The organism is Fontimonas sp. SYSU GA230001, assembly GCF_040066175.1.
Lineage (GTDB): Bacteria > Pseudomonadota > Gammaproteobacteria > Nevskiales > Nevskiaceae > Solimonas.
The window spans coordinates 1-13,477 of record NZ_JBEAAM010000022.1; the positions used below are offsets into that span (position 1 = coordinate 1).

Annotated in this window: 10 protein-coding genes; 8 read left to right on the forward strand and 2 right to left on the reverse strand. The window is 68.2% G+C overall.

Annotated elements, in window-relative coordinates:
• The first annotated feature begins 139 nt into the window (after window positions 1-139).
• From AAG565_RS11805 to AAG565_RS11825, 5 genes are read left to right on the forward strand one after another with little or no spacing between them, the layout of a single operon-like run.
• Window positions 140-1,357 (forward strand): efflux RND transporter periplasmic adaptor subunit, encoded by a 1,218-nt coding sequence (locus tag AAG565_RS11805; protein WP_348819798.1) that lies wholly within the window; start codon window positions 140-142, stop codon window positions 1,355-1,357.
• A 32-nt stretch (window positions 1,358-1,389) separates the two neighbouring features.
• Window positions 1,390-2,079, forward strand: coding sequence for an ABC transporter ATP-binding protein (locus AAG565_RS11810; RefSeq protein WP_348819799.1), 690 nt, complete (start codon window positions 1,390-1,392; stop codon window positions 2,077-2,079).
• Between the two features lie 10 nt (window positions 2,080-2,089).
• Window positions 2,090-3,247 (forward strand): ABC transporter permease, encoded by a 1,158-nt coding sequence (locus AAG565_RS11815; protein WP_348819800.1) that lies wholly within the window; start codon window positions 2,090-2,092, stop codon window positions 3,245-3,247.
• A gap of 8 nt (window positions 3,248-3,255) precedes the next feature.
• Window positions 3,256-3,378 carry a hypothetical protein gene (locus tag AAG565_RS11820; RefSeq protein ID WP_348819801.1) on the forward strand — a complete coding sequence of 41 codons (123 nt, stop codon included), beginning with the start codon at window positions 3,256-3,258 and terminating at the stop codon, window positions 3,376-3,378.
• Window positions 3,375-4,571: an ABC transporter permease gene (locus tag AAG565_RS11825; protein ID WP_348819802.1), complete on the forward strand. Its 1,197-nt coding sequence runs from the start codon at window positions 3,375-3,377 to the stop codon at window positions 4,569-4,571. The genes AAG565_RS11820 and AAG565_RS11825 overlap by 4 nt, the downstream gene beginning before the upstream one ends.
• A gap of 1 nt (window position 4,572) precedes the next feature.
• Here AAG565_RS11825 and AAG565_RS11830 read toward each other — a convergent pair whose 3' ends face one another.
• Window positions 4,573-5,754, reverse strand: a complete 1,182-nt coding sequence (locus AAG565_RS11830; RefSeq protein ID WP_348819803.1) for a serine/threonine-protein kinase — start codon at window positions 5,752-5,754, stop codon at window positions 4,573-4,575.
• Window positions 5,755-5,872: 118 nt separating this feature from the next.
• Between AAG565_RS11830 and AAG565_RS11835 the strand changes: the two genes are divergently transcribed.
• The gene (locus tag AAG565_RS11835; RefSeq protein ID WP_348819804.1) at window positions 5,873-6,802 is read left to right on the forward strand and encodes an FHA domain-containing protein; all 930 of its coding nucleotides are present in this window, start codon (window positions 5,873-5,875) and stop codon (window positions 6,800-6,802) included.
• 13 nt (window positions 6,803-6,815) lie between these two features.
• A complete protein-coding gene (locus AAG565_RS11840) occupies window positions 6,816-7,760 on the forward strand; it encodes a DUF1338 family protein (protein WP_348819805.1) in 945 nt (314 codons plus the stop codon).
• Window positions 7,761-7,769: 9 nt separating this feature from the next.
• Here AAG565_RS11840 and AAG565_RS11845 read toward each other — a convergent pair whose 3' ends face one another.
• Window positions 7,770-9,791, reverse strand: coding sequence for a site-specific recombinase (locus tag AAG565_RS11845; protein WP_348819806.1), 2,022 nt, complete (start codon window positions 9,789-9,791; stop codon window positions 7,770-7,772).
• 374 nt (window positions 9,792-10,165) lie between these two features.
• On the opposite strand from AAG565_RS11845, the gene AAG565_RS11850 reads away from it, so the two are divergent.
• Window positions 10,166-13,144, forward strand: a complete 2,979-nt coding sequence (locus AAG565_RS11850) for a ribonucleoside-diphosphate reductase subunit alpha (RefSeq protein WP_348819807.1) — start codon at window positions 10,166-10,168, stop codon at window positions 13,142-13,144.
• The last annotated feature ends 333 nt before the right edge of the window (window positions 13,145-13,477 follow it).

Here is a 13,477-nt window from a genome sequence, read left to right on the forward strand (position 1 = left end):
ATCCTCCGATGATCCCGCCGCCCCGCCGGCCTTTCAGGCTCACTTCACGTTGGAATCACGCACCCCCTTCAGGCTCATGTGTCATTGGAAGAGGCTCGCGCTGGATCGGCGCCACGAAAGCCGGCACACTGCCGCGCGCATGAACGACACATCCAGCCTGCTCGGCCAGTTGAAGATCGATCGCGGCACTCCCGCCTCGCCAAATCCCGGTCGGCGACTGGCGTGGCTGCTGGCCCTTGCCGCCGCCATCGCCGTGACCGGCGGCTGGCTGCTGCACCGCCCCGACGTCGTGCCGGTGAAGCTCGTCTCCGCACGCACCGTCAGCGACCCTGGCACTGCGACATCGGTGCTCGACGCTTCGGGCTACGTGATCGCGCGCCGCCAGGCCACGGTTTCATCGAAGGTGACCGGCAAGGTCGTCGCCGTGATGGTCGAGGAGGGCCAGGCGGTCCGCGCCGGCGACGTGCTCGCGCGCATCGACGACAGCAACGCGCGCACCCAGCTCGCACTCGCGCGCTCGCAGCGCGACGCCGCGCGTGCGCAGCTCGCGGAAGTGCGCGTGCAGCTCGACGAGGCGCGCCGGCAGCTGCAGCGCACGCGCGAGCTGGCGACCCGCAAGCTGGTATCCGAACAGGTCCTCGACAACGCGCAGGCGGCGGTGGACGGCCTGGCCGCACGCCTCGAAACCACCGAACGCAACGTCGCCGTCGCCGAGCGCAGCGTCGCGGTGCAGGAGCAGCTGCTCGACGACACCGTCGTGCGCGCCCCGTTCGACGGCGTGATCACGGTCAAGAACGCACAGCCCGGCGAGATGATCTCGCCACTGTCCGCCGGCGGCGCCGGCACGCGCACCGGTATCGGCACGCTGGTGGACATGGACTCGCTGGAGGTGGAGGTCGATGTCAACGAGAACTTCATCAACCGCGTCCGCCCCGGCCAGCCGGTCACCGCGCGCCTGAATGCCTATCCGGACTGGAGCATCCCGGCGCGCGTGATCGCCGTCGTGCCTGCGGCCGACCGCTCGAAAGCCACCGTGCGCGTGCGGGTGGGACTCGAAGTCCAGGATGCGCGCATCCTGCCGGACATGGGCGTCCGCGTCGCTTTCATGGACGCGCCGGACAAGGCCGGCGCAGCCCGGGCGGCCGTCGTCGTGCCGGCGGAAGCGGTCACCCAGGACCAGGGCGCGGACGTCGTCTATGTGGTCACCGGCGAGCGGCTGGAGCGGCGCGCGGTGCGCGTGGAAGGCAGGTCGGCGGACGGGCTGCGCATCGCCGCCGGCCTCACCGGCGGCGAGCGGCTCGCGGTCGGCGACTTCACGCGGCTGCGCGACGGCGTGCGCGTGCGGGTCGAACCTTGAGCATGCGCCCGGTTCAACAACGGAACTTCGACATGGCAAACCCTCTGGTCAGCATCCGCGATCTGCACAAGACCTACACCCGCGGCGCCGAAACCGTCGATGTGCTACGCGGCCTGTCGCTGGACATCCAGGCCGGCGAGTTCATCGCGTTGATGGGCCCGAGCGGATCGGGCAAGACCACGCTGCTGAACCTGATCGGCGGACTCGACCGGCCCAGCGCCGGATCGGTTTCGGTGGACGGTGCACGCATCGACCAGCTCGGTTCCGGCGCTCTCGCGCAGTGGCGCGCGACGCACGTCGGCTTCGTGTTCCAGTTCTACAACCTGCTGCCGATGCTCAGCGCCGAGCGCAACGTCGAACTGCCGCTGCTGTTGACCCACCTGTCCAAGGCCGAACGCATGAAGCGAGTCGGCATCGCGCTGCAGGTCGTGGGCCTCGCGGAACGCGCGAAGCATAAGCCCAGCGAATTGTCCGGCGGCCAGGCGCAGCGCGTCGCCATCGCGCGCGCGATCGTCGCCGATCCGACGCTGCTGGTCTGCGACGAGCCCACCGGCGATCTCGACCGCAGGACCGCGGACGAGGTGCTGACGCTGCTGCAGACGCTCAATCGCGAGCACGGCAAGACCATCGTCATGGTCACGCACGATCCCAAGGCCGCGGAGTACGCGTCGCATCGCGTCTTTCTGGACAAGGGCCAGCTAGCGGAAACGGCTGTGCACTGAGGCGCTGGCGATGAAATACCTTCCCCTGGTCTGGTCAGCGCTGTGGCGCAAGCGCCCGCGCACGATCTTCACGATGGCCTCGATCGCCGTCGCGTTCCTGCTCTATGGCCTGCTCTATGCGGTCAACAACGCCTTCAACAAGGGCGTCGAGGTCGCCGGCGCCGACCGTCTCGTGGTCATCTCCAAGTACTCGCTGACGCAGCCGCTGCCGTACAGCTTCCTCAACGAGATCCGCGGCATCGACGGCGTCGCCGCGGTGACCTGGGCGTCGTGGTTCGGCGGCATCTATCAGGACGAGCGCAATTTCTTCGCGCAGTTCCCGGTGGACGCCGCGAGCTACCTGGAGATGTACCCGGAGATCGTGCTGCCGGCGGAGCAGAAGGATGCGTTCCTGCGCACGCGCACCGGCGCGATCGTCGCCAAGACACTGGCCGACCGCTTCGGCTGGAAGATCGGCGACAGGATCCCGATCCAGGCGACGATCTGGCCCGCCAAGACCGGCAACACCTGGGAATTCGATCTGGTCGGCATCTTCGACACCGCCGACCCCTCGGCGCGCGGCCAGTACGAGATGATGCTGTTCAACCACGAGTACTTCGACGAAGCACGCGTGTTCGGCCAAGGCATCGTCGGCTGGTACATCGTGCGCACGCGCGATCCGGAGCAGAACGCGACGGTCGCCAAGGCGATCGACGAGCGCTTCCGCAACTCGACCAATCCGACCAAGACCGATTCCGAGAAAGCCTTCAACCAGTCGTTCATCAAGCAGATGGGCGACATCGGCCTGATCGTGAAGTCGATCCTCGGCGCGGTGTTCTTCACGCTGCTGTTCCTGACCGGCAACACGATGATGCAGTCGGTGCGCGAGCGCGTTCCGGAGCTGGCCGTGCTCAAGACCCTGGGCTTCGGCAACACGCGCGTGCTGGTGCTGGTGCTCGCCGAATCCGCCGTGCTGTGCGTGCTCGCCGCGCTGCTCGGTCTGGGCATCGCCACCGTGCTGCTGCCGCCGATCGCCGCCAAGCTGCCGGGTTTCGCCGGCATGGGCGTGGATGCGCAAACCTTCGCGATCGGCGTGGCGCTCGCCGCGCTGCTCGCACTGGCCGTCGGCCTGCCGCCGGCGCTGCGCGCCGCGCGCCTGTCGATCGTCGATGCGCTGGCGGGACGATGAACGTGGCAATGAACGCCTTCTCCACCGTCATGCCCGCGCAGGCGGGCATCCAGAATCCTGATGAGCGCGAGTGGATTCCCGCTTTCGCGAGAATGACGAACATCCGAAAGCTTATCGTGACGAAGCCATGACCCCCTTCCTGCGCCAGATCGCCGCGGTCACCGCGATGAACGTCCGCAGCATCCCGAGCCGGCTCGGCACCTCCCTGGTCATCGTCATCGGCATCGCCGGCGTCGTCGGCGTGATGACCGCGCTGCTGTCGATGGCGGCCGGCTTCCAGGCGACGCTGGCCTCGACCGGACGACCGGACCGCGTCATCGTGCTGCGTGGCGGTGCGACCGACGAACTGTCCAGCGTGCTGTACCGCGACCAGGGCCAGATCGTCGTGGACCTGCCCGGCATCCGCAGGGGCGCGGACGGCAAGCCGCTCGCGTCCGCCGAGCTGTACATGCTCACCGACGTCGTCAAGAAATCCAGCGGCGGCGCCAGCAACGTGATCGTGCGCGGCGTCGCGCGCAACGTCTGGCAGGTGCGCCCGGAAGCGAGCATCGTCGCCGGCCGCGACCTGCAGCCGGGCCGCCGCGAGGTGCTGGTCGGCCGCGCCGCCCAGGCGCAGTTCGCGGGACTGGAACTGGGCGACCCGGTCGAGGTGCGTGACGGACCCTGGCAGGTCGTCGGCGTGTTCGAGGCCGACGGCAGCGCCCATGAATCCGAGATCTGGGTCGATGTCGATACGCTGCACGGCGCGATCCCGCGCCAGGGCTACACCGGCGTCACCGCGCAGCTCGACGACGACCGGCCGGAGACTTTCCAGGCCTTCAAGGACCGCGTCACCACCGACCCGCGCCTGACCGTGCAGGTGCAGCGCGAGCCGGACTTCTATGCCTCGCGCTCGAAGGCGCTGTCGAACTTCATCAACGGCCTGGGCTACACGGTCACCGTGATCATGGCGATCGGTGCCGTGTTCGGCGCGCTCAACACCATGTACGCGGCGGTATCGACGCGCAGCGTCGAGATCGCGACGCTGCGCGCGCTCGGCTTCGGCGGGCTGCCGGTCGTGATCTCGGTGCTGATCGAGGCGCTGCTGCTGGCACTGGCCGGCGGCGCGATCGGCGCGGCGCTGGCGTACCTGCTGTTCAACGGCTACTCGGTGTCCACCCTCAACTTCCAGACCTTCAGCCAGACCGCATTCGCGTTCCGGGTGACGCCCGACCTGCTGGTGCAGGGCGTGACCTGGGCCGTCCTCATCGGCATGATCGGCGGCATCTTCCCGGCGGTGCGCGCCGCACGCCTGCCGATCGTCGATGCCTTGCGCGCAAACTGAGTCAGCCCGGCAGCTTCAGCCACAAGGTCAGCGCGATCATCGCGCAGCCCACCAGAATCGCCGCGGCGACCAGCACCGCGCCGTGCCCCGCATGCGCAGCCTGCGCGACCTCCGCGACCTTCGTGACCGCGTCGGCCGGGGACTTCGCCGTTGCCGCCGGATGCGCCGCGTACGCGCGGGTCTCCGGCTCCTCCGCCGGTGACGCCACGCCGTCCGGCAGTTCGAGCGCGTCGAACAGCGCTCGCCGGAACTCGTCGGCACGCGCATAACGGTCCTGCGGCTGGAGCGCGAGTCCCTTGCGCAGTACGGCGGCGAAGCCGGGCACACCGAGCAGGTCCTCGTCGGCCAGCGCATCGTGGCCCATGCGATCCAGCGGCGGCGGCGGCGCATGCCCGGTGATCATCCGGTACAGGGTCGCCGCCACGCCGTAGATGTCCACCGCGACCCCCTGCGGCGCATCGCGCTGGTACTGTTCCAGCGGCGCGTAGCCCTCGGACAGCAGAATCGCCTTGCCCTGCTGCGTGGCATCGCCGGCATGCAGCAGGGACGCCCCGAAATCGAGCAGGATGGTGCGGCCGGCGCTGGTCAGGTAGATGTTGTGCGGCTTGATGTCACGATGCACCACGCCGCGCTCGTGGACGAACTGCAAGCCTTCGAGCACCGGCCCGAGCAGTTCGACCGCCGTCCGCACATCGACGCGTCCCTGCTCCAGTCCGGCCAGGTAATCGCCGAGATTCACGCCCTCGTAGTAGTCCATCACCAGGTAGGCCGTGCCATGGGCGCGGAAGAAGCTGCGCACGCGCACGATGTTGGGATGGTTGAAACGCGCGACCACCCGCGCCTCGTGCAGGAAATGCTCCAGCCCATCGCGGTAGGCCGCCTCGCCGGCGGGCTCCAGCACGCGCACGTCAAGCGACTCCGCATTGCGCGTCGCCAGGGCCTTGGGCAGGTACTCCTTGACCGCGACGCGCTGCTGCAGGTGGACGTCCCAGGCCAGGTAGGTGATGCCGAAGCCGCCGGGCCGGCCGAGCACGCGGCCGATGCGGTACTCGCCGCCGATGATCGCGCCGTGCGGCAGATACAGCGGCGAGCGCGGCGCCGACTCGTCGTAACCACAGTGCGGACAGACCGCCAGTCCGCTCTTGCTGACAAAGCAGCCGGGGCAGTGCTTCTGGTAGATCACGCGTGCGGACTCCGCTGGCGGCGCGGTCGATGGACCGGGCGATCGTAAGGCATGCACCTACTTGTAATAAACTGACGCCCATCCCGCGCAGCCGGTACCGCTGCCCGACGGAGATGCCATGAACAGTCAGGCCGCCCAGGAAGTCATCGCCAGCCTGCTCCTCGCCGAGTTCAGCGACACCCGGCGCGCCCTGGTCACCGACCAGGCCCTCAATCCCGACGAGATCCGCCAGCTGACGCTCGAAGCCGCGGCGGTGCGCGGCACGGTCGCCGAGGCGGACGGGCGGCGCCTGCTGGTCCGCTTCGAGCAGCCGGACGCGGCCTTCGGCTTCGCGCAGACGGTGCAGCACATGATGGAAGGCCTGCGCGCGCGCAATCCGGAGCGACATTCGCTGTGCGCCCGGGTGATTCTCGGCCACGGACCGATGGTGCTCGACGGCGGGCGCCCGCGCAGCCACTGGCTGCACCGGCTGTCCGGGCTGGTGTCGCGCGTGCCGGTGCACTGTATCGCCGCCCTGAAGAATTTCGTCGATCAACTGCCCGCCGGAACCCTACCCGCCGCGCCGCAGACGCTGGCCGCAGAGCTGTATCTGCTGAAGGGCGCCGACGCGGCAGCGGTGGAGACACAGCTCGCCTCGCCGCTGGACGTCGCCGACGTCGGCGTGTTCACCGCGATCACGCTGCGCGTGCGCGGCGTACCGCGCGTGTTCCGCGCCGCCGACTGTCCCATCCTGATCGGGCGCGACGAGCGCTGTGCGGTGCGCGTCAGCTCCGACACGGCCTCGCGCATCCATGGCCGCATCGAGTACGTGCACGGCAAGTTCTACTACGTCGATGACAGCCGCAACGGCAGCTGGGTGCTGATCGGCTCGGGGGAGGAAGTCAAGCTGGCCAAGGACCGGGCCGTGCTGACCGGCCAGGGCGCGATCAGTCCGGGCGCACCCCTGTCGCAACAGAAGGGCGAGGTCGTGCGCTACGAGTGCCAGACCACACGGCTGTCGATGCCGGACGGCGCGCCCGGCACGGATGGCGACACCAAGCGCCTGTGAGGCCCGCATCCAGATGAGCACGCGACTGCCCCCCGCACGGATCCGCCAGCGCTTCGTCGAGCGCGCCACCGCCAAGTTCGCGCGCAACGTGCCGGACTTCGTCGCGCTGCAGAAACTGGTCGCCGACAACGGCGGCCGCTTCCACAACGATCACGGTGCGATCCGCACCGCCGACCCGGCCGTTACGCAGCTGTTCCTGCGCGCGGCACAGGTGCTGGGCCTGCGCCGCGAACGCGACTACCGGTTCCCGGCGAAGAAGCTGGTGTCCTGCGACCTGCAGGTGATCGGCGAGGACGCCGGCGAATTCAAGATCTTCGTCTCGCAGGTCGATCTCGCCGCGTTCCCGGCCGACGTCGCCGAACTGATCCGCGAGGACTGCGCGGCACAGGCGCGCGCGGTCGATCACGGGCCTCTCGTCGCGCTGATCGAACGCTTCGAGGCGGATGGCGGCCTGAGCGGCGCCGATGCCGAGAACTTCGTCGCGCATTTCGTCGAACGCCTGATGGCGCGCAACGGCCCCCCGCTGCGGCGCGGCACGCTCGAAGCCGTCGCGCGCGTCTCCGGCGAGGCCGCCAGCGCACTCGCACTGGGCCCGGACTTCAACCACGTCACCATCGACATCCGCGCCGCCGGCTACTCCGGCATCGAGGCGATGGCCGAGGCGATGCTCGCCCGCGGCTTTCGCATGCTGCCGCAGATCCAGGGCGCGCCCGGCACGCAGCTGCGGCAGACCGCGACGATGGCAGCGACCATGGACACGCCGGTCCTGGAAGCCGACGGCTCGGTCGGGATCGCGCAGACCGAAAAGCAGTTCGTCGAGATCATCGAGCGCAATCAGGCGGTGGACGACCACGGGCGCAAGCTCTGGCGCCAGGATGGCCAGCCGCTGATCTTCCGCAACTTCCTCGCCGCCAACGCCGAGAAGATCTTCGACGCTGCAGCCACCCGGCTGTGCTGAACCGTTCGCTCATCCGGCATCGCGCGGCGGCCAGACCAGATCGCGCGGCCGGGCCGCGATACGCCGCACCACGGCGCGAATCAAGGCGCGCCGGTCGTCGAGCGTCACGCGCTGCGCGCGCAGCGCAACGAACAGCGCGAGACTGAAGCTGACCAGCAAGTTGATCAGACCGATCCCGAGCACGCCCAGCGCGACGAGTGCCACGGTCCCGGCGGCCAGCGACCAGTCCAGCGCCGGCAGCGCGAAACCCAGATAGGCGGTCGAGAACGTCACGTGCCGGATGTCGATCGGCAGGCCGAGGATGAAGCCGACGGTGCCCGCCGAGCCGAGCATGCAGCCGAAGAAGAAGTTGCCCGCCAGGGCGCCGAGGTTGTCCTCGGCGTACACGGCGATGCGCTCGGCGCGCGCGGCGCCGAACAGCCGGCGCGGCCAGCGCAGCTGCCGCAGGCGTTGCGGGATGCGGTTGTAAGCCGCCTGGTTGTCGAAGTATCCGGAGATCAGGCCGGCGAGGAACAGGCACACGCCGGCGATGCCCGCGTGCAGCCAGGCGAGACTTGCCAGCGGATGCTGATCCATCAGCAGCGCCGTCGCCGTCCGCGGATCGAGGTAATGGGAGCCGGTATTGAACAGGATCGCGTAGGCGATCAGCACCGGCAGCAGGAAGGCCGGCAGGACATTGCCGACGATGGCGATGAACTGGCTGCGCAGGGTGCGCACGACGAGGTCGGCGCCGACGGCGATGCGCGCGCGCGGGTTCTCCGCGGCCGCCAGCGTGGCGGCGAGGTAGGACGCCGTCATCGCCGGCTGTTTCGTCGCGATGGTGAAGTGCAACAGGTAGATCAGGACGAACCCGAGCCCGTAGTTGAGGCTGTAAACAACCGCAGCGCCCAGCGGCGAGTGCGGTTCGGCAGCCAGGCCGATCTTGATCATCGCCATCAATGGCACGATCACGCCGGCCCCCAGGGCCGAGCGCAGCATCTGCAGATACTCGGCGCGCGTGCTGGTGACGTAGTGTTCGCCGGTCCGGCTGGCGTTCTCGGTGATGCGCGTGGCCAGCAGCTCGACGGTCTGGCCCCATAGCGCGGAGATGCTGTCGCGGGTGTTCTCGGCGCGCACCAGCTGCTTGAAGAACTGCACGCGCAGTTCGTTGAGCTCGTGCACCGGACGCGTTTCCAGCAGCTGCAGCAGCTGCTGCAAGCGCGCCAGGTTCTGCCCGAGCCGCGCCAGCAGCACCGTCAGGCTCACGCTGGCGCCGGTTTGCGCGGCCTGCTTGCGCACCCTGCCGATGATCTGCTCGCACTGCCCGAGCAGGACCAGCAGATGCTTGTCGTCGATCGTCGGCTCGCGTTTTTCCGCACGCGAGCGCTGCCGCTCGTCGATGAACTGGCGCAGCTCGACGTTCTGCATCAGGAATGGCGACTCATAGCGCTCGATCGACGGATGGTTGCGCACCAGCTCCGGCTCGAGGCCGAGCGCCGCGATCCGGTACGACACGATCAGCAGGGCCTCCAGGATCTGCACCGGCATGCGCTGCGCGGCACTGCGGTCGAGTACGCCGAAATCGAGCGCGTCGAGCATCGCCACCCAATCGGCATCGGCGATCGCCTCGACCCAGCGGTAGTCGTCGCGTCGCGTGAACAGCAGACTGATGACATCCTTGAGCTGCGCGGGATCGAGTTCCTCGGGCAGGAAGCGGTGCGACAGCCGCCGCCACACGCCACCGGCGAGGCTGCCGGCGGCCAGGATGCCGACGTCGGTGAGCAGCCGCAGCGGCTGCTTGTCCAGGATCAGATCGTGCAGGGCGCTGCGCAGCGCGGCGCGGCCGCCGGGCTCGTCCCGCAGCAGCTGCGTGAGTTCGCGCAGACGTCGCGTCGCTTCCTCGCCATCGCTGGACCGGCGCGGACGGATCCATCCGACCAGGGCCGCCAGAGCGTCGAGCTTCTGCTCCCCCTGCGCACCGTGCAGGCGCTGCAGCAGTGCGGCGAGCCGGGCACGAGCCTCCGGCTCCGGGCGCGCGAACGTCGGTTTCACGAGCATCGCTCGCCACCGCCGTTCCGGACCATGTGCATGACACGAGGTGTCTGACGTTTTGTCATCGTTTTTATCACAGCCTTGCGCGGCCGCCGAGCCGCGATCATGCACGTTTTTCAACGGCGAAACCTGCAGCGATGCGGCCTGCGCGCCGGGGTGGCGCGCAAGCCTCTGGTTTTGCAGGGGACCGCGGCGGTCCTGCAGGGCTTATGCACAGACTATGCACCGGCTTCGCACCGGTTCAACACAATTGGTTGGGGTTGACGCTGTCTCAAACCACAAGATATGGTTGGCACACTGCCGCGAGTGCCCACCGCAATCGCGCCGCGCAGCAGTGATCCAATCGTGTTTTTCTCGTTGGGGGAGCCCGAACAATGCAGACCGAAACCCTGGTTGCTCCGTCCGCGTCGCCATCTGACTCGCGCCGCCCGGTGCCGGCGGCAACCGCCGCGACCACCGCCGAGCTGGTCGCCACCGCGCCCGGCGCGGTCAAGGTGATCCGCCGCAACGGCAAGGTCACGGCCTTCGACGCGTCCAAGATCCAGATCGCGATGACCAAGGCCTTCCTGGCCGTCGACGGCGCGGCCGCGGCGGCGTCGGCGTCGATGCGCCAGAAGGTCGAGGCGCTGACCCGCCAGGTCGAGCTGGCGCTGATGCGCCATCTCTCCGGTGGCGGCACGCTGCACATCGAGGACATCCAGGACCAGGTCGAGCTGGCGCTGATGCGCAACGGCGAGCACAAGGTCGCGCGTGCCTACGTGCTGTACCGCGAGGAGCAGGCCAAGAAGCGCGCCGCCGAAGCCGCCACCCGGCCAGCCGCCGAGAAACCGCGCCTGTCGATCACGCGCGACGACGGCACGGTCGTCCCTCTCGACGAGGAACGCATGCAACGCCTGGTGCGCGAAGCCTGCACCGGCCTGACCGGCGTCAACATCGAGGAAGTGGTCAACGCCGCGCTGCGCGACCTCTACGACGGCATGCCGGAAGTGGAGCTGAGCCAGGCGCTGACGCTGGCGGCACGCGCGCGCATCGAGAAGGAGCCGAACTACACCTACGTGTCGGCACGCCTGCTGCTCGACGCGCTGCGCCACGAGGCCCTCAAGTTCCTCGGCATGAGCCAGTCGCGCCCGACCTTCGAGGAGATGCGGGCGATCTACCCGGACTACTTCCGCGAATACATCCACAAGGCCGTGCAGCTGGAGCTGCTCGATCCCAAGCTCGCGCTCTACGACCTCGACGCACTGGGCAAGGCGCTGATCGCCGAACGCGACGGCAAGTTCGACTACCTCGGCCTGCAGACGCTCTACGACCGCTACTTCATCCACAGCCACAAGACACGCTTCGAACTGCCGCAGGCGTTCTTCATGCGCGTGGCGATGGGCCTGGCGATCAACGAGATCGAGCGCGAAGCCAAAGCCATCGAGTTCTACCAGCTGCTGTCGAGCTTCGACTTCATGTCGAGCACGCCGACGCTGTTCAACTCCGGAACGCTGCGCCCGCAGCTGTCGAGCTGCTACCTCACGCAGGTGCCGGACGACCTGCACGGCATCTTCGGCGCGATCCACGACAACGCGATGCTGTCGAAGTTTGCCGGCGGCCTCGGCAACGACTGGACGCCGGTGCGCGGCATGGGCGGCTACATCAAGGGCACCAACGGCAAGTCCAACGGCGTCGTGCCCTTCCTCAAGGTCGCCAACGACACGGCCGTGGCGGTCAACCAGGGCGGCAAGCGCAAGGGCGCGGTGTGCGCGTACCTGGAGACCTGGCACCGCGACATCGAGGAGTTCCTCGAACTGCGCAAGAACACCGGCGACGACCGCCGCCGCACGCACGACATGAACACGGCCAACTGGGTGCCCGACCTGTTCATGAAGCGCGTGATGGAAGAAGGCCAGTGGACGCTGTTCTCGCCCGAGGAAACCCCGGACCTGCACGACTTGGTCGGCGAGTCCTTCGAGAAGCGCTACTGCGAGTACGAGAAGCTCGCCGACGAGGGCCGCATCAAGAACTTCAAGCGCATGCCGGCGCTCAACCTGTGGCGCAAGATGCTGTCGATGCTGTTCGAGACCGGGCATCCCTGGGTCACGTTCAAGGATCCCTGCAATCTGCGCTCACCGCAGCAGCACGTCGGCGTCGTGCACAGCTCCAACCTGTGCACCGAGATCACGCTCAACACCAAGGCCGGCCAGGAGATCGCGGTCTGCAATCTGGGCTCGGTGAACCTGCCGGCGCACGTCACCGCGGACGGCACGCTGGATCTGGCCAAACTCGAAAAGACCGTCAGCACCGCGATGCGCATGCTCGACAACGTCATCGAGTACAACTACTACTCGGTGGCCACGGCGCGCAATTCGAACCTGCGCCACCGTCCGGTCGGCCTGGGCGTGATGGGCTTCAACGACGCGCTCTACAAGCTGCGCCTGCCCTACGAGTCCGACGCCGCGATCCAGTTCGCCGACGAGTCGATGGAGGCGATCAGCTACTACGCGATCAAGGCCTCGACCGATCTCGCCGCCGAGCGCGGCAGGTATTCGAGCTTCGAGGGCTCGCTGTGGAGTCAGGGCATACTGCCGATCGACTCGATCCAGATCCTCGCCAAGCAGCGCGGCGGCTATCTCAAGCAGGACACGAGCGTGTCCGGCCGTTTCGACTGGAACGGTCTGCGCGAGCGCGTGAAGACCGTGGGCATGCGCAACTCCAACACGATGGCGATCGCGCCGACCGCGACCATCGCCAACATCACCGGCGTGTCCCAGTCGATCGAGCCGACCTACCAGAACCTCTACGTCAAGTCGAACCTTTCCGGCGAGTTCACCGTCGTCAACGAGTACCTGGTCAACGACCTCAAGAAGCTCGGCCTGTGGGACGAGGTGATGGCGCATGACCTGAAGTACTTCGACGGCTCGGTGCAGAAGATCGACCGCATCCCGCCGGAGCTCAAGGACATCTACAAGTGCGCCTTCGAGATCGACCCGAAGAGATTGGTCGATGCCGGCAGCCGCCGCCAGAAGTGGATCGACCAGGCGCAGTCGCTGAACCTGTACATGCGCGAGCCGTCCGGCAAGAAGCTCGACGAGCTCTACAAGCACGCGTGGGTGTCGGGCCTGAAGACGACCTACTACCTGCGCACGATGGGCGCGACGCACGCGGAAAAGACCACGATCAGCGACGGCCGGCTCAATGCCGTCGGCGGCGTGGGCACGCCCGCGGTCGCCGCGGCGGCGCACCCGGCCAGGCCCGCTGCCGCGCCGGAGCCGATCGTTGCCCCGCCGGCGGCTGTCGCCGCCGCCACCGACGTCGGCAGCGCCAAGGTCTGCTCGATCCTCGATCCGGACTGCGAAGCCTGCCAGTAACACCCGCGCTGGCAGCACTGGCCCCGTGGCGCTCGCCACGGGGCCTTTTGTTCCGCGGCGACTGTGCGCAAGCCTGTGCACAGCCCCTGGACACCCCCCGGAAGAACCCGCCTGAAAACCCTTGGACGGGCGCTGGAACAGCCTGTGGGCAAGCAGCGGACAAGCTGTGTTGATCACTATATATTGCGATCGCACTGCAGCATGATCACTACAGATTGTGTGAACCCCTTGACGAGGCCGCGCGCGCGAGCGCACTCTTGGACATCGCGCGCAGACGTTTCGCAGGAGCTGCGCCGCCCCCGCAATGACGCCATCACCGGACCCGCGTCCGGC

Coding starts and splice junctions, on each gene's coding strand:
- AAG565_RS11805 (WP_348819798.1), top strand. CDS start 140: ATGAACGACACATCCAGCCTGCTCGGCCAGTTGAAGATCGATCGCGGC.
- AAG565_RS11820 (WP_348819801.1), top strand. CDS start 3,256: ATGAACGCCTTCTCCACCGTCATGCCCGCGCAGGCGGGCATCCAGAAT.
- AAG565_RS11840 (WP_348819805.1), top strand. CDS start 6,816: ATGAGCACGCGACTGCCCCCCGCACGGATCCGCCAGCGCTTCGTCGAG.
- AAG565_RS11850 (WP_348819807.1), top strand. CDS start 10,166: ATGCAGACCGAAACCCTGGTTGCTCCGTCCGCGTCGCCATCTGACTCG.
- AAG565_RS11825 (WP_348819802.1), top strand. CDS start 3,375: ATGACCCCCTTCCTGCGCCAGATCGCCGCGGTCACCGCGATGAACGTC.
- AAG565_RS11810 (WP_348819799.1), top strand. CDS start 1,390: ATGGCAAACCCTCTGGTCAGCATCCGCGATCTGCACAAGACCTACACC.
- AAG565_RS11835 (WP_348819804.1), top strand. CDS start 5,873: ATGAACAGTCAGGCCGCCCAGGAAGTCATCGCCAGCCTGCTCCTCGCC.
- AAG565_RS11815 (WP_348819800.1), top strand. CDS start 2,090: ATGAAATACCTTCCCCTGGTCTGGTCAGCGCTGTGGCGCAAGCGCCCG.